This is a genomic window from Pseudohaliea sp., assembly GCF_054552115.1.
Window position 1 is genome coordinate 20,014 of the sequence record NZ_JBTOLW010000010.1, and the last position, 25,418, is coordinate 45,431.

Consider the following 25,418-nt stretch of genomic DNA (forward strand, 5'->3'; position numbering starts at 1 on the left):
CCACCCACCCTTGCGGAGCCAGTCACGGCACCACCCACGCGGTGACCCGCTGCCCGCCATCGGCACAGGACACCCCCCCGGACAGCTCCGATGCCCGCCAGGCGATGGAGAGCGCGAGCGTTGACCCCGTTCTCGCGAGGCACAACCTGGACGCCGGCGCTCGCCATGCTGGACCGCCGCCCGCGGCCTCCAGGGCATGGAAGGCAGCGGGGACTGTCCTGTCGATGGCGGCCAGCGGCAGCGACGCAGGGGCGATGCCGGCGAGCTCAGCGGCACCGTGACGTTGCGCGATATCCAGCACCAGGCGGCCGGCCCGCGCCTGGGCCAGCGTATCGCGGGTTGCGGCGAGAGCACCGAGCTGGGCCCGGAGACCGCCAAGGCCGGCGATGGAGAATACCAGCAGCGCGACGAGCACCTCGAGGAGGGCAACCCCCCGGCCTACGCGCCCGAGACCCTTCAGGCACACGGCTGTTCCTCCCGTGCGGTACGCACGCGCCCGGTCATGCTGACCACGACGTGCAGCGTCCGGGTTCCCCCACCGGAGCACAGTGTCAGCGTGGCCGGCGTTCTGACGGAACCATCGGGGCGATAGGCTATGGCACCGGCAAAAATCCTTCCGCGCCCGTCGAGAACATGCAGTTCGCCCCGTCGCGCCAGGCGTTCGACGCGCAGCAGGTCGTCATCATCAGAGCGAAACGAAAGATCACGGTCGCCATCGGTAAAAAGCAGCCACCCCTCGCCGCTCGCCGCACCACAGGCCGGGTCGCCGGCCCCGGAAGCCAGCGGACACAGCACGGTCTGCCGACGGCCGGCCGACGCGGCCGTTCTGGCAGTGCGCAACAGGGATAGCAGGCGATGCTGCTCGACGGTGGTGGCGATATTGCCCTGGATGGTACGCAGGGCAGGGAGTCCCAGCGACAGGAAAAGCCCGGCGAGGCAGGCCACGAGAAGAAGGTCGACCATTGTGAATCCGCGCATGCCTCCCACTCCTCATCCGTGACGGGGAAAAGGCTAGCGCAGGGACAATCGGTTCGCCCAGCGGGTGAGCGTCTTTGACAGAATGCAGCCGACGGGACGGGACTACCGCCGACGGCAACCCTTAGTCACCGCGATCATCGGACTGCACGTGCAGTAGCTTGCCATCGCTCCGCACCCAGATGGTGTAGCTCCGCTGGAAACGACCGCCGGTCAGGTTGTAGACCCGCCCATCGTCCCCGTTGAACCACTCGGCCTTCGTGACGACGACACCCGCGACAGCCTGTCGTGCACTGCTCAGTACTTCCGGCGGTACAGCGGACAACTCGACCGGATGACTGCCGGCACCGCCGGGCATGGCATCGATGACGGGGACCTCACGCCCGGCCCGGCCCCGGTCCTGTGCCAGGGCAGCTCCTGCGGAAAGGATGAGGCATGACAGCAGGATGAAAAGATGCTTCATGGGCTTGCTCCTGGCGCTCAGCGCTCCCAGGTGGATTCGGCGGCGCCGATGGCACCGTCATCGTCACGGTCCCAGGACCGGCGACCGAGGGAATCCAGTTCCAGAAATCCATCCCCGGCCTGGCGGCTGCCCGCAATCGGCGTCGCCCGGAGGCGATAGCTGGTAGCATCCGCGGCCTCGATCGTGAGGTTGTAGAAAGGATCACCATCGACCGGTGCTGTCGATGGAAAGACATCCGCGGCGGGGCTTCCGGTGGTGCCGCCGCCGGCCGCGGCGCCAGCGAAGCTGTAGTTACGGTTGTAGAAGCGTTCCATCGCCTGCGCGAAGCCGAGCAGTGCCGACTGCGCGTCCGAGCGGGTCGCACGCACCAGGTAGCCCTGGTAGCTCGGCAGCGCCACCGCGGCCAGGATGGCAACAATCGATACGACGATCATCAACTCGATCAGCGTGAAACCGGCCGTCGACGCTCTCCGTTGCTCCATGGTCATCGCTCCTTGAGCCAGTAGGTGGTCGTGGAGTTGTTGCACCAGTTGTCGATCGGCCCGTCCTCCGTGTTGAGCTTGATGACGATGTTGTTGCCCTGCGGACAGGGGTTCGGCGGCTCGTTCGGGTCCGGCGGCTCGTTCGGATCCGGCGGGTCATTCGGGTCCGGCGGTGCCGGTGGCGGCGGCACGATCACGGTCGCCTGGTCCACAATGGACGGCGTCATCAGCGGCTGCGGCGGCTGGCGGACCGCGTCCTCGAGGTCGACGACATAGGTCCTCGACTGGCCCGCCGCCGGCCGGCACCACACTTCCGCGCCCTGCGGCGTATAGGTCGTGAAGATGACCCGCTCATTGGCGATCAGCGGCGAGGAGAGCACCTTCTCGCCAGCGTTTTCCAGGTCGAAATACCACCCCTCCGCCTCGTTGAGTTCCGTGCGCGCCGCCTCGTAGCCGGCGTCCGAGGAATCCGCGAGCACATTGCTCGTCGCATTGAAGAGATCGGCAGCAGTGAGCTTGCGGTAGCTCGCTGGCGCGGAGAAGACCGACTTCTGCCGCACGAGGTACATCCGGTTCTGGGCGATGACCGACAGCGGCGAGGCACGGAAACCCGAACCGATGGCGATAGCCAGTTCGGGGCCCTCCGGCCCGCGCACCAGGGCGATGCTCGGCGACGCGTAGAACCGCCGGTTCTCGCTTTCCACATTGCTGCCGCCGGCGACCCCGAGATCCGCAATGACACCGCCGGTGACCAGGTCATCGAGCGCCTCGCCATTGTTGATGTCAAAACGCCATAGCTGGCCGCCGGTGTCGGCGATGTAGAACGCGTCGGCGAGGCCGTCCTGGTTGACATCGATGACCGACGGCGTCGCGGGGAAGGAGTAGTTCATGTCGCCGAAGTCGGGATAGAGCGTATTCGTTCCCGTACCGCCACCCGACCATAGCAGCTCGCCGCTGACGGCATCGACGATGTACATGGCCCTGCCGACATCGTCGGCGCTGCGCGTCCGTGCGTCGTCCTGGTCTTCGTCGTAGCCGCCGCTGAAGATCAGCACATCGCGGGGAGCCGTGTCGCCGCTGAGCACCAGCGCAGTGCGAATGGGCCGCGACCAGGTCTGGCCAAGTTCGGAGAAATCACCCCCGTTGGCTGCCACCGTGCCGCCCTTGATGGTCCAGAGCAGCTCCGGCGCGGAGCGGTCCGTGACGTCGAGGGCATAGTAGTTGCGCCCACCGCGACGCATCCCGCCGAAGATGCGGACAAAGTCGTCTGCGTCAGTGGGATCGATGCCGTCCCGGTCCTCGTCGTTGGTCCAGCGCGTGAGCGTTCCGTCAACCCCGTAGAGATGCCGGGTGGTGGCGCTGTTGGCGCGCAGATCCTGCTGCATCGGCAGCAGGTCCTCGGGGACGAAGGCGAAGGTCTCGGCCCCGGTCTGCGCATTGACCGCGTGGATCATGCCGGCGTTGGTGCCGAAGAAGATCTCCACGTCCGGGTTCTCCTCGTCGCCGCCGTAGGTGATGGCAATGGGCCGGGAGTGGAGCGGGTCACCATAGACGTAGCGCCCCTCGCTCGTGTTGCCGTCCTCGTCCTCATCGTCGACGTCCCGCCCGCGCAGCCAGTCGAGCAGGTCGTCAAACTCGGCGTCCGAGAGAGAGGACGCGTCGAACATCGCCTTGGTCAGCGCCGAATTGTTCTTGTCCACGGCATTGGCGCCGTCAGAGAGGACCCGCGACGTCGAGTTCGCGTGGTAGGTATAGACGCTGCGCGAGGCGGGAAGCGGCAGCTGCGAGGCGGCGCCGCCCTTGTCGACCTTGGTGCCATCTGCCGTCGGGCTCCAGAAGCTACGCGCCGACTCGAAGAAGAAGCCGGTGTCCGGATCGATGGCCAGGTTGTCGTTGGCATCGACGATGGTGCCGGCCTGGTCGCCGATGCGGTACTTCTTCAGGTTACCGGGCCAGCGCGGGGTCTCTTCAGGCCGGAATACGGCAAAGTAGACCTGGCTCAGGTGGCTGAGCTGGTTGAACTCGTTCACCGCGGCTACCGGGGCCACGAAGGTGGTATCGGTCTTCAGCACCTCGCCGATGATGTTGCGGATCTCGGACACCAGCTCGTCAGCGTTGTTGGCGGTGGTGAAGATACCGCCGCCTTCGGTCGCGACGTCCTCCAGCCACTGGCTGCTGAAGTTGAAACCGATGGTATGGGTGGTGATGCGCTGCGTACCCTCGAGTTCCGGCGCCATGTCGTTCTCGTTCATGTAGCGCACGAGGTCCTTGACGCAGTACTCGCCGCTGCTGAGGCCGCTGTTGTCGCAGGAGCCGCCGATGAAGTCGCTGATCTCGTCGGAAGAAATGGCCGAGTTCGCCTCACCGTCCGTCAGCAGGATGATATGACTCTGCTCCTGGCAGAGGTTGTTGATGGGGCTCACGTAGCGTGGCTGGACTCCGCCGAGATCACGGATCTCCTCGTAGCGGCAGTCCCAGTCGTCGAGGTTCTCAACGCTGCAGCCGCTCGGGCGGTAGATGCTGAAGGTGCCGGGCTCCATCGACTCGGCCGCGGAAATCCGGGCGTAGTTGTAGGGGCCATAGCCGCGGTCGCGGCCGTAGAGAACGTTGCGCCCCGTATAGTAGAGCGCTGCCTCGTACATGGTGTCCTGGATCGGCGTGTTGCCGTTGGCGTTGAGATCTGCCACCAGGTCCCGGATCACCTCGCGGACCCGCCGCGTGCTGCGGCCACTGCCGTCGCTCTGGTACTCGATGACCAGCCTCGGCGCCTCCGCCGGACTGTCCTCGTAACTCTTGATATCGCGGTCCGGGCCGCTGCGGTGCTCGACCATGAGTGCAAGGCTGTTTCCCGCCTGCCAGCCGCCGCGCGAGGTGACGGACTGGATCAGCGAGCTGATATCCGGTGACTGGTAGACCGTGTCGTTGTTCCAGTCCTCGTCGACGGCCCAGTCCACCGTGGTGCCAAGATAGCTGCGGCCGGTGATATTGCCGCTGGAGTTGCTGTAGCTCGCGGCGTCATCGGTGTTTTCAGCGTAGATCCGCCAGTCCGCGTCGCCGCTGTCATCGAGGCGCGCGGTGAAATCGAGGTAGGCGCGCTGCACCTGCGCGCCCCTCGGAACATCAATGTCGTCGAAGCGGAGGCCGATCACGCGGTCCGTTTGCATATCCAGGTTGTCGCTGGTCGTGAACACATCGTTGTCGCTGGTGCGCTCCTCCGCGTCGTCACCGGAGCGCGCGATGGAGCGCGTCTGCGACGCCACCAGGCAGGAAGAGCCAGCGGGGATCGAGTCGTACTCGTAGCTCACCGTGAGCCGGGCCGAGGCGGACACGTCCCCTTCGCGGGAAAACACCGGGATGTCACCGGCGGTGCCGGAAATCACGAAAGCCATCTCGTTGCCCCCGCACCAGTCGCCGCGGCTGACCACCTCCTGCACTACGCTGGTGATATCCGGGGATGCAAAGGCTTCCCGCGCATTGAGGTCCGCGTAGCCGGACCAGCCGACACGGGCACTGGTGAGCGTGCGTCCGCTGATGTCGTTGCTGCTGCCGCTGAAGGTCTGCGGCGACCCGTCGTCCTCGGCGGCGATTTCGAGATCGTAGCTCGACTCCGTATCGCGCTCGGCGGTGAAGGTCAGCTGCGCCCCCGTCACGGTGGCTCCGCGCGGAACGCGCACGTCGCTGAAGCGCAGGCCGACCTTCGAGAGGTCGGCACTCGGGGCCGGGCCGGTGTAGTACTCCAGGTAAAGCCGGGCGGCGCGGAAGGTCGAGTAGTCCCGGCTGTCGAAGCGGCGGCGGCCGTCGCCGCTGTGGTTCGCGCTGGGCCCGAGGATGAACACCATGTCGTTTTCCTCGTTGGGCGAGTCCCAGGCCGCGTTATCGACGATTTCCTGGACGATGCCGGCGATGTTCGGCGTATCCACCTGCTCACCGGTCGACAGTTCATCAATGCTCCACTCCACCGCCGCGACAGTGTAGTCCCGCTCCGAGATGTTGTAGGCGTCACTCTCGTTGAAGTATCCGCTGTCATCCTTCTCACCGACGATGTTCACGGTGACGGGTTGACGGAAACGGTTGTCGTCGGGCGTGTACGCGGTAAAGCGGATGTAGGCGTTGGTAATCGTCGCGCCGGGGGGAACATCCACGCCGGTGAAACGCACACCGCTGACCGCGTCGTTGCCGTAGCCGAGATAGAGGTCGAGCCAGTCGTTTTCCACCCGGCCGCTCTGATCCAGCCACTCGACGGCATCGTCACCATCGGAATTGAGGAGGTTCTCGATGGTCTCGACCTGACCGCCGACAGCTAGCGACACCAGCCCGAGCACCGTACCGTCGGTCGTCACCTGGCCCGTGGAGGCCGCTTCCTGCGCGTCATCGCTGTCCGCGTCGATGCCCGCCTCGATGTTCACGATCTGTCCGGCGTTCAGGTCATCATCGATGTACTTCACCGGGTAGAGCACGGGGCCGCCGGGGTTGGTAAAGCGCATCAGCCCGATATTGACGTTGTTCAGCTCGTCCAGGAGCGTGTACATGGCATCCTTGACGTTGTCGAGACGGTTCTTGTCACTGCCCGCCGCGTCCCAGCCCATGGAACCGGAGGTATCGATGACGAACAGCACATTCGGCAGGGAATCGGGATTCTGCACGTCACCGAAGAAGATCTCCGTATCGTCGGACCAGACCGGCGCCATGCAGAGAAAGCCGGAAAGGAATGCCAGCGGAAAGGTCCTGAGGGCTCGCTTGTTCATGGTCCCGTCCTCCGGGTAGGTCTGTCCGTCAGGGCAGTTTGGGCGCGAAGCGCTTGATGCCCTGCACATGCAGGCTGTCGAATTTCTCATTCGCGCGCGTGACCTCCGCGCGCAGCTCGAAATGCAGGCTCCGAAGCCCCGGGTTGTCGATCACGATGTCGTTGCCAAGGGCTGGTATCTCGTCCACGTACCGCGTCTCCACGGCGCCGGCCAGGGTCGCATCGCCGGCAAAGCTGTAGGCCTGTTCAGGCCAGGGCACGCTGTTCGGGTCCAGGAGGGCCCCGTCGAGGCCGGCAACAAAGGCATTGACCAGGAAAGCCTGGTCGTTGCGGGCCTGATCCAGGGCGGACTCGGCCGCCTGGAAAGACACCTCCTGCCCCTCTCGCGCCACGGCCATCTTGGCCTCGAGACTGCTGGTTTCCATGACCGAGAAACCGATGATGGTCGTCAGCAGCAGCAGCACGAGCACCACGAGCAGGACGACACCCCGCTCGCGGGCGCGGTATCGGAAGCATCGGCCATTTCTTCTCGCCATGACTAGAACTCCGGCGCGTTGCGCAGGTTGACGGTGCGGGTGAACACCCGCCGCAGCACCCGGCCGCCGTTGTGCGCCGCCCCGCTGCCGGTGGCGGGAATGTCCACATCCAGCAACCGGTAGCTGGCGTCGTCCTCCCGGTCGGCGACCGGTTCGAAGGACTGTACGAGGAGCGCGAAGCGCACGGTGCGCACCCCCTCGTAGTTGAGTCCCGCATTAAGCGTGGTATCCGAAGGATCGACGTAGCGGATGTTCCCGGCCGCATCGACGAGTTGCCCGAACTTCACCTGCAGGTTTTCCACGCCCTCGATCATTTCCTGGGGGGGCTGCCCATCACCCGTGACGTCGCGGAAGAGGGCGAAGACCGGCTGCCCGTCTCGCACGCGACCCGTATCAGCCACGAACCAGAAAGCCTCCTCGAACAGCAGGAGCTCGGCATCGATGTCGTAGCTGGTGTTGAAGCCGGTGGTGAAATTGCCGCTGTTGTCGAACTGGAGGCTGAGCGGGTCCCCGGCCGATGCAGCGGAGCAGGCAATGGCGTTGGTCACGCGGAAAAGGTGCGCCGTCAGGCTGCACCCGGTGAGAATGACCCGGCTGTCCTGCTCGATCTCGCAGCCGGGGTTGGCAGACAGGTTCACCGCCGTACTGCTCGGCAGTACCTGTGCGGTGAGCGCGGTATCGAGACGCTCGTTCATGCGCATGGCAAGCACGTCGCTGCCGTCCCGGGCCACGTCCCGGATGGGGTTTGCACCGGTCACCATGGCGGGCGGCAGGGCCGGGTCCGCGGCCCAGCTGCCGCCGCCGCCCTTCTCGTAGGCGCGGATGCCCTCGAGGGTCCCCGTGAAGCCCGGCGAGTTCGGATCCTCGATCATGTTGACGAGAAACACATCGCCGGTGTTGCAGCCCAGGTACTGGGCCTCGTAGAGGTCATCGGAGATGAGATCGAGGGCGAAGCGCCCGTTCTCCTGCAGCCGGGCCAGGGAGGCCTCGAGATCCGCGGAGGTCTTGTTGGCGATGAAGACGGTGACCACGCCGAGGACCAGGAAGGCGCCGATGGTCAGCGCCACCATCAACTCGATGAGGGAGAGGCCGCCGCAGCGGCGCAGGGTATCGGCGGGGCGCTGTCGATCCATCATGGCGTGATCACCGCGTTCAGCTGCACCGTGTCCGTGATCGCGGAGCGGAGATCGGAGCCATCGGAGGCGTCCGTGTCGTCCCAGCCCCGCTGCACCCAGCTGACCTGCACGGTGTAGAGATTGCCATTGCTGGTGATCCGCGCACTTCCGCCCGGCAGCGTGGGCCGGTAGTCGGGCGCACCGAAGACATCAGCGAAGTGGGCGCCCCAGCGCCGCAGGTCCAGGGCCGCGGTCTGGGCGGGGCTGCAGCCGGCTGCGGCCGTGGCGCAGCCCGGGTCCGCCGGTATGTTGCTGAGATCGAGCGGATCAATGGTGATCGTGTAGCTGGCCAGCGCGGGGCGGTTCGCTCGCATCGCGTCGAGAATCTCCGAGCCGACGTAGACCGCCTGGGACCGGAAATAGGCACCCTGGTTTGCCTGAATGCTGAGGAGCTGCATCCCGGCGACGCCGAGCACGCCGATGATCAGCACGAGCACGGCGATCATCACCTCGATCAGCGTGAAGCCGGCGGCCGGTCGCTGGCGGGCCATCAGGGGCATGTCACCGCGCTCCCGAGGTTGTCCTCGACGACGCCGTCGCCATCGCCATCGACGGCAAGGCGCGCCTGCCCGGACACGTTGACGATCAGCCCCCGGGCGGAAGCGGCGCCACGGTCGTCGCAGATCGTGAAGGTCCCCGCCTGGTCGCGGTCGAGGCGCCCGCTCTCGATAAAGATGATGTTACCGGTTGCGGGGAAATTGCTTGCCCTCAGCGTTATCGCCTGCGCCGCCGGGTCGCCGATGCGGAGGATCTCTTCGCTGCCGCCGAGAGCCCCGTCCCGCGCCGTGGCCCCGGCCCCGGCCCCGTTGTCGACGAAAACCAGCCAACCGGCTTCCCAGGCCTGGCCGCCGCAGCTGGCGCCATCGGTGGACGCACAGGCGGCGACCGGGCCGTTGCGGGAGACGGCCTCGGCACGCGCGAAGGAGAGCAGGGACACGGCGTCGTTGAGCGACGCCTGAAGGCGGCTCCGGCGCAGCGCCTCCTGGAAGGACGGGCCGGCGACACCGAGCAGCGCGGCGACGATCACCAGCACCATCATCAGTTCGATAAGGGTGAAACCGGATGCCCCCGGGCGCCGCCCGATAGCGTCGTTGCCCGGCACTGCGGCCTGCACCGCCTTCATTTCACGCCCCTGGCCCATGGCACTACTTCCTGAGCCTAGGCTGGAACAAGCGCAGCAGGAAGGCCCGGATTGCCCGACCGGCGGCCGGAATGGCCGACAAGCGGTCGTTTACCACCGTTGACGGCTACTCGACCTCCGCCAGTCGGAGCTCCTTCGGCATGCTGAAGGTCACGTTCTCGGGCCGGCCGTCGACTTCCGTGACACCGTCGGCGCCGAGGTCCCTGAGGCGCTGGATGACCGCCTGCACCAGCACTTCCGGGGCGGAGGCGCCGGCAGTGACCCCGATGTGCGCCTTGCCCTCCAGCCAGGCGGCGTCGATGTCGTCCGCGCCATCGACCAGGTAGGCGGTCGCGCCCATGCGCTCACCGAGTTCACGCAGGCGGTTCGAGTTCGAGCTGTTGGGGGAACCGACCACCAGCAGCAGGTCGCAGCCCGCGGCGAGCTGCTTCACCGCGTCCTGGCGGTTCTGGGTGGCGTAGCAGATGTCGTCCTTGCGCGGCCCCTGGATCGCCGGGAAGCGCTCGCGCAGGGCGTCGATGACCTTCGCGGTATCGTCCATGGAGAGGGTGGTCTGGGTGACGAAGGCCAGGCGCTCCGGGTCACGGACGGCCAGGTTAGCGACCTGCGCTTCGTCCTCGACGAGATAGATGTCGCCGCCCCGGCTGCGGTCGTACTGGCCCATGGTGCCCTCGACCTCCGGGTGGCCGGCGTGGCCGATGAGAACGCACTCGCGCCCTTCCGCGCTGTAGCGCGACACCTCCATGTGCACCTTGGTCACCAGCGGACAGGTGGCATCGAAGACCTTGAGACCGCGCCCGTCCGCTTCCCTGCGCACGGCCTGGGAGACGCCGTGGGCACTGAAGATGACGATGGCATCGTCGGGAACCTCAACGAGTTCTTCCACGAACACCGCGCCGCGGTCGCGCAGATCGTCGACGACGAACTTGTTGTGAACCACTTCATGGCGCACGTAGATGGGCGCGCCGAACACCTCCAGGGCCCGCTCGACGATGTCGATAGCCCTGTCCACGCCGGCACAGAAGCCGCGCGGGTTGGCGAGCTGGATGTCCATCAGTGCAACTCCGCCGGTTCAACCCGGTGTATCTGGACGTCAAAGAGCAGTGTACGCCCCGCCAGCGGATGATTGAAGTCCACGGTCACCTCGTCGTCATCGAAGGCGACGATCACGCCCGGCAGCTCGCCGCCGGCGGCATCGGCGAAGGAGCAGACCAGGCCCTGCTCCAGCTCGATGCCGTCCTCGAACTGGTCGCGGTCCACGCGCTGCACGTTCTGCGGGTTGTGCTGACCGAAGGCGTCCTCCGGTAGCACGGTGAACTGCTCGCGCTCGCCGGGCAGGAGGCCGAAGAGCCGCCGCTCGAAGCCCGGGAGGAGGCTGCCGTCGCCCACGGTGAAGCTCACCGGGCCGCGGTCGAAGTTGGAGTCGACTTCCTCGCCGTCCTCCAGCCGGAGGGCGAAGTTCAGGTGGACGCAGGTGCCCTCGCCCACCGGTAGCCTGTCATCCCGGGTCATGCTTCTGCTCCGTCACCGCGCCCGCCGCGCAGACTGTCGAGGATGAGCAGCCCCGCGCCGACGGTGATCGCCGAGTCGGCGATGTTGAACGTTGGAAAGTAGTACCCCCCATAATGTAGCGAGATAAAGTCCACGACGTAGCCGTGCTGCAGCCGGTCCACCAGGTTGCCGAGGGCGCCGCCGAGGACCAGCGACAGGCCCACGGCCAGCATCCGCTCGCCACGGGAAAGGCGCCAGAGCCAGGCGGCGAGAGCCGCGCTCACCGCCAGTGCCAGCGCCGTGAAGAACCAGCGCTGCCAGCCACCGGCATCGGACAGGAAGCTGAAGGCCGCGCCGGTGTTGTGGTGCAGCGTCAGGTTGAAGACCGGGAGCACCGGCACCGGCTGCGCGTAAGCGAGGGCCGCGGTCGCCCAGGCCTTGCTGCCCTGGTCCAGGAGGATGACCAGGAGCGCGAGGCCATAACCCGCTATCGCCAGCCGTCGCTCAGGCAAAGCACCGCTGCTCCCCGGGACCGTCGACATTCTCCACGCAGCGGCCGCAGAGCGTGGGATGCGCCGAAACGCTGCCCACGTCCGGCCGGCGGTGCCAGCAGCGCTCGCACTTCTCGTCGGCGGAGGCTTCCACCTGCACCCTGAGCCCGGGAAGTTCCGTCTCCGCAGTCTCCGCGGGCGCCTGGGCGAGGGGCAGGACGCGGGCGCCGGAGGTGATCAGTACGAAGCGGAGTTCGTCACCGAGGGCGCCCAGCTCTGCCGCTGCGGCGTCGTCGCAGTACAGCGTGACCGTCGCATCCAGCGAGCCGCGGATCGCTCCGGCAGCGCGGCGCGCCTCCATTTCCCGGTTCACCGCGTCGCGCACGGCCTGCACCCGGGCCCAGTAGTCGGGGCCCATCGCCGCATCGTCGGGAAGGGTCGGCAGCGCATCGGCCCACTCGACGAGAAAGACGGAGTCCGCGCGCTCACCCGGCAGGTTCTCCCAGATCTCCTCGGCGGTGAAGCTCGTGATCGGCGCGATCCAGCGCGCCAGCGCATCGACGATGCGGTACATCGCCGTCTGCGCCGAGCGCCGCGCGACGGAATCCGCGCGCGTCGTGTACTGCCGGTCCTTGATGATGTCGAGGTAGAAGCCGCCCATGTCCACGGCACAGAAGTTGTGCAGCTTGTGGTAGATGCTGTGGAACTGGTAGGCATCGTAGGCCTCGATGATTTCCCCCTGCAGCCGTGCGGCGCGGTCCAGGGCCCAGCGGTCCAGCGGCAGCAGCTCTTCCGCCGGCAGCGCGTGCGCCGCCGGATCGAAGCCGGCCAGGTTGCCGAGGAGGAAGCGGGCCGTGTTGCGGATGCGCCGGTAGGCGTCGGCGGTGCGCTTGAACACCTCGTCACTCACGGTGAGCTCACCGCGGTAGTCAGCGGCGGCCACCCACAGGCGCAGCACATCCGCGCCCAGGTCGTTCATGGCCTTCTTCGCAGGCAGGATGTTGCCCCGGGACTTGGACATCTTGTGGCCGTCGCCGTCGACCGTGAAGCCGTGCGTGAGCACCGTGCGGTAGGGCGCGGCGCCATAGGCCCCCACCGCGGTGAGCAGCGAGGACTGGAACCAGCCGCGGTGCTGGTCCGAGCCCTCGAGGTAGATGTCCGCCGGCCAGGCCAGGGCCTCGCGACGGCGCAGCACGCAGGCGTGGGTGACGCCGGAGTCGAACCACACGTCGAGGGTGTCGGTGACCTTCTCGTAGTCGCCGGCGGCGTCGCCAAGCAGCTCCGCCGGGTCGAGCTCGAACCAGGCCTCGATGCCCCGCGCCGCCACGCGCTCCGCTACCGCCTCGATGAGCCGCGGCGTCTCCGGGTGCAGGTCGCCGCTCTCCCGGTGCACAAAGAGCGCGATGGGCACGCCCCAGGTCCGCTGGCGGGAGATACACCAGTCGGGGCGGTCCTCGAGCATGCTCTCCATGCGCGCCCGGCCCCAGTCCGGGACCCACTGCACACCGGCCGCGGCAGTCTTCGCGCCGTCGAGGAGCCCCTGCTGGCGCATGCTGATGAACCACTGGGGCGTCGCCCGGAAAATGATCGGCGTCTTGTGCCGCCAGCAGTGCGGGTAGCTGTGCCGGTAGCGCTCATGGTGCAGCAGCGCACCGCGCTCGGCGAGCAGTTCGACGATGGCGTCGTTGGCCTTGAACACGTGCTGGCCGGCGAAGTGCGGCGTACCCTCGAGGTAGACGCCGTTGCCGCCCACCGGATTGTAGACCTCGATGCCGTAGCGCTGGCCCACCGTGAAATCATCGGCGCCGTGGGCCGGGGCCGTGTGCACGGCGCCGGTACCGGCATCCGTGGTCACATGGTCGCCGAGCACGATGATCACGTCACGGTCCAGGAACGGGTGATGGAGCTTCTGGCGGTCCAGGGCGGCGCCGCGGCAGCGGCCGAGGATGGCCGGCTCGCCGAGGCCGAAGCGCACGGCGCAGGCCTCGGCGAGCTCCGCCGCGACCAGCACCTGCCGATCGCCGGCGTCCAGGAGCACGTACTCGAGCTCCGGGTGCAGGCTTACCGCCATGCTCGCCGGCAGGGTCCAGGGCGTGGTGGTCCAGATAGCGACGGCGATGTTGTCGGCACCCTCGGCACCGCAGGCGCGGGCGATCGCAGCGCTGTCGACCGCCGCATAGGCGACGTCGATGGCGGGCGAGGTCTTGTCCTCGTACTCCACCTCCGCCTCGGCCAGCGCGGAGCCGCAGTCGAGGCACCAGTGCACGGGCTTGAAGCCCTTGTGCAGGTGCCCGTTGCCGATCAGCAGCCCCAGGGTGCGGATGATGTCCGCCTCGAAGGCGAAGTCCATGGTCAGGTAGGGGTTTTCCCAGTCGCCGATGACCCCCATGCGCACGAAGTCCGTACGCTGGCCGTCGATCTGCTGGCGCGCGTAGGCACGGCAGCGCTCGCGGAATTCGGCGGCGCTCACCTTGTGTCCGGGTTTGCCCACCTTCTTCTCGACATTGAGCTCGATGGGCAGGCCGTGGCAGTCCCAGCCGGGTACGTAGGGCGCGTCGAAGCCCGCCAGCGTGCGGGACTTCACGATCATGTCCTTGAGAATCTTGTTCACCGCGTGGCCCACGTGAAGCTCGCCGTTCGCATAGGGCGGGCCGTCGTGGAGAATGAACTTCGGCTTGCCGGCGCAGGCCTCGCGGATACGGCCGTAGAGATCCATGGCCTGCCACTGCTTCAGGCGCTCGGGCTCGCGCTGGGCCAGGCTCGCCTTCATGGGGAAGGCTGTCTGCGGCAGATTGAGGGTGGCCTTGTAGTCACTCATGGCAGTAAGTCACGGTAGTCAGTCATGCCTCTGGTCATGCGTCTGCTCATGCGTCTGGTCATGCGTCATAGCGGTCCATGGTCCGGGCGGCAAACCACTCCCTGGCTGCCGCGAAATCCCCGTGGATAGCCTCCTTGAGGTCCTCCAGCGAGTCGAATTTGAGCTCCGGCCGCAGCCGGTGCAGGAACTGCACGTCGATGCGCCTGCCGTACAGCTGCGGCTCGCCCTCGAGCAGGTGCACCTCGAGGTTGGCGCGCGTGCCGTCGTTTACCGTCGGGCGCGTACCGACGTTGGCGACGCCCGGCGCCTCTATCAGGCCGCCGCCGTTCACCCGCACGGTGAACACGCCGGACAGCGGCGCCTTGAGCCGGTTGAGCTCGACATTCGCCGTCGGCGCACCCAGCGCACGGCCGAGCTGGCGGCCCTGCACCACCCGGCCGGTGATCGTGTAGGGCCGGCCGAGAAGGTCCGCGGCCAGCTCCAGCTCGCCGTGCTCCAGCGCCTCGCGGACCCGCGTCGAGCTGACCCGGTCGCCTGCGAGGGCCAGCGTATCCGTGGACAGCGTGTCGAAGCCGTGGCGTGCGCCCTCGGCCTCGAGGAAGTCGTAGTCCCCCTCCCGGCCGCGACCGAAGCGGAAATCGTCCCCGAGGACCAGGCGCTTCACGCCGAGGCCGTCGACGAAGATCCGCTCGACGAAGGCGGCGGCGGACATGCTGCGCACGCTCTCGTCGAAGCGGATACGCAGCAGCCGGTCCACGCCGAGGGCGGCCAGCGCCTGGAACTTCTCGCGGAAGTCCATGAGCCGCGCCGGGGCCTTCTCCGGGTGCAGATACTCCCGCGGCAGCGGCTCGAAGACGATCACCACCGCCGGCAGTTCCAGCGCCCGGGCCTCGCGGAGCACTCGCCCCAGCACCGCCTGGTGGCCCCGGTGCACACCGTCGAAGGCTCCGATGGTGGCGACGCAGCCGCGATGGCGGGGCTGCAGGTTATGCAGGCCTCGGATAAGCTCCATGGGGTAGCCGGGGACCGTCCTGAAACAAGCCCCGCAGTATAGCGAATGGGCCCGGACGGGTCACGGCGGCGGGCTGCGCAGGTCGCGCAGACGCACGCCCGCCGCAGCCAGCACGGCAAGGTAGGCTCCGCCACCCAGGGCAACCACTTCGCCGAGCTCCAGGGCGCGCCGCTGCCAGCCCCAGGCAAGCCAGGCCGGGGCCCCGGGGCTCAACCAGAGCACGAGGCCGACCATGACCGCGGTCGCGGCGACCAGCCGTGGCAGGAACACCCGCCAGGCCGGATCGAAGCGGTAGACGCCCTGCCGGCGCAGCCCGCGCCAGAGCAGGCCGGCATTCAGGTACGCGGCGACACTGGTAGCCAGCGCGAGGCCGACGTGCCCGAGGTCGAGGTAGACCATGAGCGGCACCACGAAGGCGACATTCAGCACCATGTTCGCCAGCATCGCGCGAATGCCGATGCGCACCGGCGTCACCATGTCCTGGCGCGCATAGAAGCCCGGCGCGAGTACCTTGATCAGCATGAAGGCGCAGATACCGAGCGCGTAGGCGCGCAGGCTGTAGCCGGCCATCGCCACGTCCCGGGGCGACAGTTCGCCGTACTGGAACAGGCTGATGAGGATCGGCTCGGCCAGCACCAGCAGGGCCGCCGTAGCCGGCACCGCCACCAGGAGCACGGTACGCACGGCCCAGTCCAGGGTCAGCGTGAAGCGCTCATCCCGCGCCGCGGCCCGGTCCGCCGACAGGCTCGGCAGGATCACGGTGGCGATGGCGATACCGAAGACCCCGAGGGGCAGCTCCGCCAGCCGGTCAGAGTAGTAAAGCCAGGACACACTGCCGGTGGGCAGAAAAGAGGCGAGCACGGTGTCCAGCAGCAGGTTCACCTGGCTCACGGAGACACCGAAGAGCGCCGGCACCATGAGTGTGAGGATCTGCCGCACGCCGGGATGGGCGACATCCCAGCGCGGCTGCGGCAGCAGTTCGAGGCGCTTGAGGAACGGCAGCTGGAACAGCAGCTGCACCACCCCGGCCGTGAATACTCCCCAGGCAAGCGCGAAGGCGGGCTCCTCGAACCAGGGAGCGGCCACGGTCGCCGCGCCGATGAGCGACAGGTTCAGCAGCACCGGTGTCACGGCCGGCACGGCGAAGCGGCCGTAGCTGTTGAGCACGGCGCCGCAGAGCCCGGTGAGGGAAATGAGCAGCAGGTACGGAAAGGTGACCCGGATGAGGTCCGCCGTCAGGGCGAACTTGGCCGGCTGGTCGAGGAAGCCCGGGGCGAAGAGCCCGGCCACCAGCGGCGCGGCGAGCACGGTGAGGGTTGTGAGCAGGAGCAGCGTCCCGCCCAGCACCCCGGCCACGCGGTCCAGGAGTTCACGCACCGCTGCCTGGCCGCCGCGCTCCCGGTACTCGCTGAGCACCGGCACGAACGCCTGCGAAAAGGCACCCTCGGCGAACAGCCGGCGGAGAAAGTTGGGAATCTTGAAGGCGACAAAGAAGGCGTCGGCGTTGGCATTGGCGCCGATGAAGGCGGCGAGGACGATATCCCGGACGAGGCCGAGGACCCGGGACAGCATGGTCATCGCACCGACCACGGCGCTGGAACGCAGGAGGCCCGGCGCCGAAGGCGCTGCCCCGGCCTCGCTCATGTCAGGCGCCCAGCCAGTCCCGGCGCAGCCGTTCGCCGTGCAACGCCAGCCACTGCAGCGCAACCAGCGTGTGGCCGTTGGGCACGCGATCCGCCGCGAGCAGTTCCAGGGCCTCGGCGCGCGAGAGCCGGTGCACGAGGATATCCTCGCCCTCCCCATCCACGCCGTGCACCTCGCCGACACCGGCCTCGAGCACCCGCCCGCAGTAGAGACGCACGTGCTCGGAGCAGGCGCCGGCGCTCGGGAAATAGCTGGCGACGGGCACCAGCTCGGCGAGCCGGCAGCCGGCTTCCTCGCCGGCCTCCCGGTGCACGACATCGCGGTCGTCCTCGCCCGCCTCGACGATGCCCGCCACGAGCTCGAGCATCCAGGGGCTGTCGGCAGCGCGCAGCGCGCCGGGCCGGAACTGCTCGACGAGCACCAGCGAGTCGGTCTCCGGTTCGTACGGCAGCACGCCGACGGCGTCGCCGCGATGGAACACTTCCCGGGTCAGCGCCCCGCTCCAGCCGCCGTCGAAGCAGCGGTGCGAGAGGGTCAGCCGGGCGATGCGGAAGTGCCCGCGGAAGGCCTCCTCCTCGCCGAGGATGCGTACATCCCGGGCACCGAAGCGCAGCGCGAAGCTCACGGCGTCCGTCCCCCGACGTACCAGTTCACATCGGTCGCGTGCTTATCCACCTGGTCCACCACATCGAGGATCAGGGCAAAGAGTGCCATGCGCACCGTGAGGCCGTTATCCGTCTGGCGGAAGATGGCCAGGTTGGGGTTGTCGTTCAGGTCGTCGTCCAGCTCCCGGGCGCTGTCGCGCGAGTCCCGCGGCAGCGGGTGCATGATCACCGTGTTCGGCTCGCAGTGGCGGGTATAGATCGCCTGGTTGAGGCGGAAGCGACCGCGATAGAGGTCAGCCTCTTCCCGGGACTGGAAGCGCTCTTCCTGGATGCGCGTGCTGTAGACGATATCCACGTGGGCGATGCTCGCCTCCAGCGCATCGGATTCCACCACCTCGTGGCCGGCGGCGCGCAGCTCCTCGACGATGCTCTCGGGCATGCGCAGCTCGACCGGCGACACAAGCACTACCTGGACGCGATCAAAGAGGCGGAGCAGCTTGCAGAGGGAGTGCACGGTACGGCCGTAGCGCAGGTCGCCAACCATGGCGATACGAAGCTGATCGATCGTGCGATCACGGCCGGCGAGTTCGCGACCGATGGTGTAGAGGTCGAGGAGTGCCTGGCTGGGATGCTCGTTGCTGCCATCGCCGCCGTTGATGACCGGCACCCGGCTGGCGGCGGCGAACTCGGCCACGGAGCCCGCCGTGGGGTGCCGCATGGCGATGACATCGGAATAACCCGAGAGCACGCGCGCGGTGTCGTAGAGGGACTCACCCTTGGCGATGGCCGACTGCTCGAACCCCGTGGTCTCGCGCACCTCGCCGCCAAGCAGGTTGAAGGCGCTGCCGAAGCTCACCCGCGTGCGCGTGCTGGGCTCGAAGAACATGGCGCCGAGGATCGCCCCCTCGAGGACGCGGGTGCGACGTCGCCGACGGGCGTATGGCTCGAGCCGGTCCGCCACGGAGAAGATACGCTCCACGTCGCCGCGCTCGAACTGGTCGACGGAAAGCATGTGGCTGCCGGCAAACTCCATGGCTCCCTCCGTAGCGTCTTCCCGGTCGAGCGGTGTGCGCGTATCCCGTCCCGGGGGGTGGGACGATCGGCGGCATTATACGGGCGCGACGGGCCCTCAGGCGAGCAGCGAGTCGCCCCAGGCCTGCAGGTCCTCGAGAAGCGCCGCAGTGTGCGGGTCGGCCTCGGCCGCAAGCACCTCGATCCGCTCGTTGAACTGCTCCAGGTCCAGGCCGCCGAAATCATCCTCGCCCGAGAGACGCTGGTAGCGGAAGGCCTCCCAGGCCTCCCGCTCCTCGGGAGCGAGGGTCTCCGGGTAGTTCCGCGCGCGGTAGCGGAACAGCAGTTCCGGCAGGCGCGCGTCCTCGAAGGCGAAGGCGGCCCCGGCTAGCGCCTCCGGCGGCGTTGCGCGCACCGCGTCGCAGGCGCGCCGGTCGGCATCGGAGAGGAAGCCGCCGTAGAGGGCGAGGTCCGGGTCGCGGCGTTCGCTGTCGGCAGGCCGCGTGTGGATCGCGGCGAGCTTGTCGGTGACACCCTGCGCGTCGCGCTCCCGCCAGGCCCGGAGCGTCGCGAGGTGCCGGCGGCAGCGGTCACCGTCGAGGCCGGCGCGCTCGGCGAGGCGCCCGTCGAGCATCTTCGGCGGCAGGAGCACGGGGCAGCGGTTCAGGTGCACGCTCTTCAGTCCCGGCCGGCGCACGCCCTCGGGCAGATCCTCGCCACGCGTGTAGAGCAGCTCGCGGAGCGTTTCCGCATCGCCGTCGACCAGCGGCTGCGGGTCCTCCGCGAGGTCGTAGCAGATCACCTCGTTGCGGTTTGCCGGGTGCGACGCCAGCGGCACGATGAGCGAACAGTTGTGCCGCGCCGCGCCGAACATGCCGGAGATATGCAGGACCGGGCGCAGGGTCGCAAGGTCCAGGGCCTCCCGCGCCGAGCGCTTGTCCCGGTGATCGCGAAGCCAGGCGAAGAGCTTCGGCTGCCGCTCGCGCACCAGCTTCGCAACCGCCAGCGTGGCGCGCACATCGGCGAGCGCATCGTGGGCGCCCTCGTGGGCGATGCCATTGGCGGCCGTGAGATCCTCGAGGCGGAAGCTGGGCAGCCCGTCCTCGCGCAGCGGCCACTCGATCCCCTCCGGGCGCAGGGCCTCGGCCGTGCGCACCACGTCGATGAGGTCCCAGCGGGAGTTGCCGTTCTGCCACTCCCGGGCGTAGGGATCGAAGAAGTTGCGATACAGTGTGTAGCGCGTGATCTCGTCGTCGAAGCGCAGGGAGTTGTAGCCGACGCCGCAGGTGCCGGGCCGCGCCAGTTCCTCGTGGATACGCGTGATGAACCTGGCCTCCGGCACCCCCTCCGCCGCGGCGCGCTGCGGCGTGATGCCGGTGACCAGGCAGGCCTCCGGGTGCGGCAGGTAATCGTCGGCGGGCCGCGCGAAAAGCGTCAGCGGCTCGCCGATGGGGTTCAGGTCCGCATCCGTGCGCAGGCCGGCGAACTGCACCGGCCGGTCCCGCGCCGGGTCGGCGCCGAAGGTCTCGTAGTCGTGCCAGTAAAAGGTCGGCGCGGCCAAGCTAGATCAGTTCCAGCGCCTGCTCTTCGATCCTCGCCTTCCAGGCCGCGGGGCCGGTCTGGTGAACCGAGGTGCCCCGGGCGTCCACGGCGACACTCACCGGCATGTCCTTCACCTCGAACTCGTAGATGGCCTCCATGCCGAGCTCGGGGAAGGCGACAACGCGCGCACCGGTGATGGCCTTGGACACGAGATAGGCCGCTCCGCCCACGGCCATGAGGTACACGGCACCGTGCTTCCTGATCGCCTCGATACCGGCCGGGCCGCGCTCGGCCTTGCCGATCATGCCCATGAGCCCCGTGTGCTCGAGGATGAAATCGGTGAACTTGTCCATGCGCGTGGAGGTCGTAGGACCCGCGGGGCCCACCACCTCGTCGCGCACCGGGTCCACCGGGCCCACGTAGTAGATGAAGCGGTCGCGCAGGTCGACGCCCTCGGGCAGGCCCTCGCCGGACTGGATCAGCTCCTGCATTTTCTTGTGCGCGGCATCGCGGCCCGTGAGCATCCTGCCGGACAGGAGCAGCGTGTCACCGGGCTGCCAGCTCGCCGCCTCTTCGCGGGTCACCGTGTCGAGGTTGACGCGGCGCACGCCCTCGCCCACGTCCCAGGTGATCTCGGGCCAGTCGTCGAGGGATGGCGGCGTCTGCAGCGCCGGGCCGGAACCGTCGAGCACGAAGTGCGCGTGCCGGGTGGCGGCGCAGTTGGGGATCATCGCCACGGGCAGGGAGGCCGCGTGGGTCGGGTAGTCCCTGATTTTCACGTCGAGCACGGTAGTCAGGCCACCGAGCCCCTGGGCGCCGATGCCGAGGCGGTTCACCGCATCCACGATCTCCAGGCGGAGCTCTTCGACCCGGCTCGACGGACCCCGCTCGCGCAGCTCGTGGATATCGATGGGATCCATGAGCGATTCCTTGGCCAGCACCGCGGCCTTTTCAGCCGTGCCGCCGATACCGATGCCGAGCATCCCCGGCGGACACCAGCCGGCGCCCATGGTCGGCACGGTCTTTACCACCCAGTCGACGATGGAGTCGGAGGGGTTGAGCATGGCGAGCTTGGACTTGTTCTCCGAGCCGCCGCCCTTGGCCGCGACCTGCACGTCGACGGTGTCACCGGGCACGAGCTCCATGTGGATGACCGCCGGCGTGTTGTCGCCGGTATTCTTCCGCGCGCCGGCGGGGTCGTCGAGAATGGAGGCACGCAGCACGTTGTCCGGGTGCGTGTAGGCTCGCCGCACACCCTCGTTGACCATCTCGCTGACCGACAGCGTCGCGTCCCAGCGCACGTCCATGCCGATCTTCAGGAACACGGTGACGATCCCCGTGTCCTGGCAGATGGGCCGGTGGCCCTCGGCGCACATGCGCGAATTGATGAGGATCTGCGCCATGGCGTCCTTCGCCGCCGGGTTCTGCTCCAGCGCCCAGGCCTTGTGCACGGCCTGCACGAAGTCCAGCGGGTGATAGTAGGAAATGAACTGCAGCGCGTCGGCGACGCTGTCGATGAAGTCGTCCTGGCGGATGGTACTCATGCTCGCTCCTTGAAAGAAAAAGCCGTCAGCCGCCGGCGGGGCCCTGCTGCAGGCTGCGCAGGGCACCCTCGAGCTGGCTGATGCTGGCGTTCACCTGGCGGCGGAAAGCGTTGATGGACTCGACCCAGCCCTCGTTCGCCTCCACACGCTTGGCGAGGCGGTTCATTTCGAGGTCGAGGCGGTTGAGCGTATCGGCAACGCGTTCGACCTGCGCCTGGTTCGCCCTGGCGTTGCCCATGAGGCGCTCCAGGTCGCCGGCAACGCTCTTCAGGCGCGCGATATCGCTGCTCGCGGTCTGGAGCTGGCTGCTGGCGGCGGCAACATCCTTTTCAAGTGCGGCGATGGACTCGCCCTGGTTCGTGTTGGTGCCCTCGATCTCGTCGAGGCGGGCCTTGTTGCGGCGCCAGGCCGAGGCCCAGAGCTTGTCGACTTCCGAATACAGTTCCTTGATTTTCACAGCCATGGCCGCCGTGTCCTGCGACAGGCCCTCGCCGGTATCGGACAGGCGCGCCTCCAGCTCGCCAATGCGCTCTTCGTAGCGCTCGAGTTCGAAACCGGTCTGGGTCAGGCGCTCCTCCAGCTGCCAGGCCCAGGCGCAGGCCACCGCGGCGATTACCAGCGAAACGGTGGCAACCAGACGCAGGAACAGGCTGCTGCCGGCGGGCGCCGGCGCCGGCCGCGCCCCGGCCCGCGCAGCCCCGCCGCGGGGCGCGCCACCCCGGCCTGCCGTGGAGCGCGGCGCGGCGGCGGGCACCTCGTCATCGTCCCGGGTGGGCACGATGGAGGGGATGTCTTCGGGTTCGTCGTCGCGGGACATGGCAGGCGCCGTCTCGGAAATGAAGGCGCGATTATACCCCCCGAAAGCCGGCCCTTGTAGGAGCGCCCCCGGGCCACGGGACCCATCGCAACCCCGGCCGCATGCCGGTTTGCGTCGGCAGTCGGCACGGGACGCGCCTCCTACAGGAGCGGCGGATCGTGTTATTCTATACCCGATAACAGCACTGCGGCATTGATCGGCAGGCCCCCGACCGCCGTATGCCCGGTACATCCATCGATAACCCCCAGGAGAACACCATGGCTTTTGAACTTCCCCCCCTCCCCTACGAGCAGAACGCCCTGGAACCGCACATCTCCGCGGAAACCCTCGAGTACCACTACGGCAAGCACCACAAGACCTACGTGGACAAGCTGAACGGCCTCGTCGGCGGCACGGACATGGAAAACAAGCCCCTCGAGGAGGTCATCAAGGCAGCCGAGGGCGGCGTCTTCAATAATGCGGCCCAGATCTGGAACCACACGTTCTACTGGCACTGCCTGTCCCCGAACGGCGGCGGCGCGCCCACGGGCAAGCTCGGCGAAGCCATCGACGCGGCCTTCGGCTCCTTCGACAAGTTCAAGGAGGAGTTCACCGCGAGCGCCGTGAACAACTTCGGCTCCGGCTGGACCTGGCTGGTACAGAAGGGCGACGGCTCCGTAGCCATCGTCAACACCAGCAACGCCGGCACCCCCCTCACCGACGACAGCGTCACCCCGCTGCTCACCGTCGACGTCTGGGAGCACGCCTACTACATCGACTACCGGAACGCCCGTCCGAAGTACATGGAAGCGTTCTGGAACCTCGTCAACTGGGAGTTCGCTGCGTCCAACATGAAGTAAGACGCTCTCAGCGTTCCAAAGAAGAAGCCCTCCTCGTGAGGGCTTTTTTTTGCTTTTCGCACGGATTCGGGGGGACTGCGGGAGTCTTCTCTCAGTCGCTCCCCATTTCACGCTTTGTGAGAGAAGACTCCCGCAGTCCCCCCTCGCGCCCAGCGTACTTCAAATACTGAAGCGGTAGGGGCGGCGGCTGGAGCTTGCCCCCACAAAGCGTGAAATGGGGAGCGACTGGGGGCAAGCTCCAGCAGCCGTCCCGGGAAACTGCGATGAGCAGCTTGCGGTCGGCCACCCGTCGGGCATGGCTGCAAGCGCTAAACCTCCTTCTTCCCTCCCTTCCGCGACCGTGACAGCCCTCGATCGCCCGACACTCAGGCAAAAAAAACCCGGCACGAAGGCCGGGTTTTTCGTCAGGCGCGGGGGGCGCTTACATCATGCCGCCCATGCCGCCCATGCCGCCCATGTCGGGCATCGGGGCTGCCGGTGCCTTGTCTTCCGGGGCGTCGGCGATCATCACCTGGGTGGTGATCATCAGGCCGGCCACGGAGCCGGCGGCCTGCAGGGCCGTGCGCGTGACCTTGGCCGGGTCGATGATGCCGGCTTCGATCATGTCCACGTACTCGCCCGTCGCGGCGTTGTAGCCGTAGTTGCCCTCGCCCTGGCGGACCTTGTCGAGGACCACGGAGGCCTCGTCGCCGGCGTTGCTGACGATGTGGCGCAGCGGGTTCTCCATGGCGCGCAGGGCAGCGGCAATGCCGATGTCCTGGTCGTGGTTGTCACCCTTCAGGCCATGGATCGCGTCGATGGCGCGGATCAGCGCGACGCCACCACCGGCCACCACGCCTTCCTCGACGGCCGCGCGGGTAGCGTGCAGCGCGTCTTCGACGCGGGCCTTCTTCTCCTTCATCTCGATCTCGGTGGCAGCGCCGACCTTGATCACGGCAACACCGCCGGCGAGCTTGGCCACGCGCTCCTGGAGCTTCTCGCGGTCGTAGTCGGAGCTGGTGTTCTCGATCTGGACGCGGATCTCCTTGATGCGGGACTCGATGGCCTCGGCGTCGCCGGCGCCGTCGATGATCGTGGAGTTGTCCTTGTCCATGGTCACGCGCTTGGCCTGGCCCAGGTGCTCGAGGGTCGCGGACTCGAGGTCGAGGCCGACTTCCTCGGAAATCACCGTGCCGCCGGTGAGAATCGCGATGTCCTGAAGCATGGCCTTGCGGCGGTCACCGAAGCCCGGTGCCTTGCAGGCTGCAACCTTGACGATGCCGCGCATGTTGTTGACCACCAGCGTGGCCAGTGCCTCGCCCTCGACATCCTCGGCGACGATGACCAGCGGCTTGGACGCCTTGGCGACCTGCTCGAGGAGCGGCAGCAGTTCGCGGATGTTGGAGATCTTCTTGTCCACCAGCAGGATGAAGGGATCGTCCTGCTCGACACTCATGTTGTCCTGGTTGGTGATGAAGTAGGGCGACAGGTAGCCGCGGTCGAACTGCATGCCCTCGACCACGTCCAGTTCGTTCTCGAGGCCGGAACCTTCCTCGACGGTGATGACGCCGTCGCGGCCGACCTTGTCCATGGCTTCGGCAATGATGTCGCCGACGGCCTTGTCGCTGTTCGCGGAGATGGTGCCGACCTGGGCGATGGCCTTGCCGTCCTCACAGGGGGTGGAGGCCTTCTGGATGGCTTCCACCGCAGCGGCCACGGCCTTGTCGATGCCGCGCTTGAGGTCCATGGGGTTCATGCCCGCGGCCACGGCCTTGAGACCTTCGTTGACGATGGCCTGGGCGAGGACCGTTGCGGTGGTGGTGCCGTCACCGGCGGCATCGGAAGCCTGGGAGGCGACTTCCTTGACCATCTGCGCACCCATGTTCTCGAACTTGTCCTTGAGTTCGATTTCCTTGGCCACGGAGACACCGTCCTTGGTCACGGTCGGGGCACCGAAGGACTTGTCCAGGATGACATTGCGGCCCTTGGGGCCGAGGGTGGCGCGGACTGCATCGGCCAGGATGTTGACGCCATCCAGCATGCGGTGGCGCGCTTCATCACCAAAAAATACGTCTTTTGCTGCCATGATTCGTTCCTTGCTCGTTCGTT

General features: G+C 67.6%; 22 protein-coding genes. 1 reads left to right on the top strand and 21 read right to left on the bottom strand.

Annotation, left to right across the window (positions count from 1 at the left end; translation table 11 throughout):
• Positions 1-22: 22 nt before the first annotated feature.
• From ACX93N_RS06965 to ACX93N_RS07060, 20 genes are all read right to left on the bottom strand, one after another.
• Positions 23-466 carry a hypothetical protein gene (locus tag ACX93N_RS06965; RefSeq protein ID WP_459427680.1) on the bottom strand — a complete coding sequence of 148 codons (444 nt, stop codon included), beginning with the start codon at positions 464-466 and terminating at the stop codon, positions 23-25.
• Positions 457-978 (bottom strand): GspH/FimT family pseudopilin, encoded by a 522-nt coding sequence (locus ACX93N_RS06970; protein ID WP_459427681.1) that lies wholly within the window; start codon positions 976-978, stop codon positions 457-459. The genes ACX93N_RS06965 and ACX93N_RS06970 overlap by 10 nt, the downstream gene beginning before the upstream one ends.
• A gap of 121 nt (positions 979-1,099) precedes the next feature.
• Entirely contained in the window at positions 1,100-1,438 is a 339-nt protein-coding gene (locus ACX93N_RS06975) for a hypothetical protein (RefSeq protein ID WP_459427682.1), read from the bottom strand.
• Positions 1,439-1,455: 17 nt separating this feature from the next.
• Positions 1,456-1,920, bottom strand: coding sequence for a type IV pilin protein (locus ACX93N_RS06980; RefSeq protein WP_459427683.1), 465 nt, complete (start codon positions 1,918-1,920; stop codon positions 1,456-1,458).
• Between the two features lie 2 nt (positions 1,921-1,922).
• Complete coding sequence (locus tag ACX93N_RS06985) at positions 1,923-6,665, bottom strand: PilC/PilY family type IV pilus protein (RefSeq protein WP_459427684.1); 4,743 nt, start codon at positions 6,663-6,665, stop codon at positions 1,923-1,925.
• A gap of 28 nt (positions 6,666-6,693) precedes the next feature.
• Positions 6,694-7,200, bottom strand: coding sequence for a pilus assembly PilX N-terminal domain-containing protein (locus ACX93N_RS06990; RefSeq protein WP_459427685.1), 507 nt, complete (start codon positions 7,198-7,200; stop codon positions 6,694-6,696).
• Positions 7,201-7,202: 2 nt separating this feature from the next.
• Entirely contained in the window at positions 7,203-8,336 is a 1,134-nt protein-coding gene (locus ACX93N_RS06995; protein WP_459427686.1) for a PilW family protein, read from the bottom strand.
• Complete coding sequence (gene pilV / locus ACX93N_RS07000) at positions 8,333-8,875, bottom strand: type IV pilus modification protein PilV (protein WP_459427687.1); 543 nt, start codon at positions 8,873-8,875, stop codon at positions 8,333-8,335. The genes ACX93N_RS06995 and pilV overlap by 4 nt, the downstream gene beginning before the upstream one ends.
• Positions 8,866-9,516 carry a GspH/FimT family pseudopilin gene (locus tag ACX93N_RS07005; RefSeq protein WP_459427688.1) on the bottom strand — a complete coding sequence of 217 codons (651 nt, stop codon included), beginning with the start codon at positions 9,514-9,516 and terminating at the stop codon, positions 8,866-8,868. Before ACX93N_RS07005 ends, pilV begins: the two co-directional genes overlap by 10 nt.
• A gap of 106 nt (positions 9,517-9,622) precedes the next feature.
• On the bottom strand, positions 9,623-10,570 hold the full coding sequence (ispH, locus tag ACX93N_RS07010) for a 4-hydroxy-3-methylbut-2-enyl diphosphate reductase (RefSeq protein WP_459427689.1): 948 nt from the start codon (positions 10,568-10,570) through the stop codon (positions 9,623-9,625).
• Positions 10,570-11,028, bottom strand: a complete 459-nt coding sequence (locus ACX93N_RS07015; RefSeq protein WP_459427690.1) for an FKBP-type peptidyl-prolyl cis-trans isomerase — start codon at positions 11,026-11,028, stop codon at positions 10,570-10,572. The genes ispH and ACX93N_RS07015 overlap by 1 nt, the downstream gene beginning before the upstream one ends.
• Positions 11,025-11,519, bottom strand: a complete 495-nt coding sequence (gene lspA / locus ACX93N_RS07020; RefSeq protein WP_459427691.1) for a signal peptidase II — start codon at positions 11,517-11,519, stop codon at positions 11,025-11,027. The genes ACX93N_RS07015 and lspA overlap by 4 nt, the downstream gene beginning before the upstream one ends.
• Positions 11,512-14,316 (bottom strand): isoleucine--tRNA ligase, encoded by a 2,805-nt coding sequence (gene ileS / locus ACX93N_RS07025; RefSeq protein WP_459427692.1) that lies wholly within the window; start codon positions 14,314-14,316, stop codon positions 11,512-11,514. The genes lspA and ileS overlap by 8 nt, the downstream gene beginning before the upstream one ends.
• Before the next feature lie 58 nt (positions 14,317-14,374).
• A complete protein-coding gene (ribF, locus tag ACX93N_RS07030; RefSeq protein ID WP_459427693.1) occupies positions 14,375-15,328 on the bottom strand; it encodes a bifunctional riboflavin kinase/FAD synthetase in 954 nt (317 codons plus the stop codon).
• Between the two features lie 60 nt (positions 15,329-15,388).
• Positions 15,389-16,972 (bottom strand): murein biosynthesis integral membrane protein MurJ, encoded by a 1,584-nt coding sequence (gene murJ, locus ACX93N_RS07035; protein ID WP_459427694.1) that lies wholly within the window; start codon positions 16,970-16,972, stop codon positions 15,389-15,391.
• A 1-nt stretch (position 16,973) separates the two neighbouring features.
• Positions 16,974-17,597, bottom strand: coding sequence for an NUDIX domain-containing protein (locus ACX93N_RS07040; RefSeq protein WP_459427695.1), 624 nt, complete (start codon positions 17,595-17,597; stop codon positions 16,974-16,976).
• Complete coding sequence (locus ACX93N_RS07045; RefSeq protein WP_459427696.1) at positions 17,594-18,610, bottom strand: aspartate carbamoyltransferase; 1,017 nt, start codon at positions 18,608-18,610, stop codon at positions 17,594-17,596. Before ACX93N_RS07045 ends, ACX93N_RS07040 begins: the two co-directional genes overlap by 4 nt.
• A gap of 96 nt (positions 18,611-18,706) precedes the next feature.
• Entirely contained in the window at positions 18,707-20,149 is a 1,443-nt protein-coding gene (gene sbcB / locus ACX93N_RS07050; protein WP_459427697.1) for an exodeoxyribonuclease I, read from the bottom strand.
• Between the two features lies 1 nt (position 20,150).
• The gene (locus ACX93N_RS07055; RefSeq protein WP_459427698.1) at positions 20,151-21,674 is read right to left on the bottom strand and encodes a fumarate hydratase; all 1,524 of its coding nucleotides are present in this window, start codon (positions 21,672-21,674) and stop codon (positions 20,151-20,153) included.
• 25 nt (positions 21,675-21,699) lie between these two features.
• Positions 21,700-22,491, bottom strand: a complete 792-nt coding sequence (locus ACX93N_RS07060) for a hypothetical protein (protein ID WP_459427699.1) — start codon at positions 22,489-22,491, stop codon at positions 21,700-21,702.
• Positions 22,492-22,748: 257 nt separating this feature from the next.
• Between ACX93N_RS07060 and sodB the strand changes: the two genes are divergently transcribed.
• Positions 22,749-23,330 (top strand): superoxide dismutase [Fe], encoded by a 582-nt coding sequence (gene sodB, locus ACX93N_RS07065; RefSeq protein WP_459427700.1) that lies wholly within the window; start codon positions 22,749-22,751, stop codon positions 23,328-23,330.
• Between the two features lie 421 nt (positions 23,331-23,751).
• Here the strand turns inward: sodB and groL are convergent, their stop codons facing one another.
• Positions 23,752-25,395 (bottom strand): chaperonin GroEL, encoded by a 1,644-nt coding sequence (gene groL / locus ACX93N_RS07070; protein ID WP_459427701.1) that lies wholly within the window; start codon positions 25,393-25,395, stop codon positions 23,752-23,754.
• Positions 25,396-25,418: the final 23 nt, after the last annotated feature.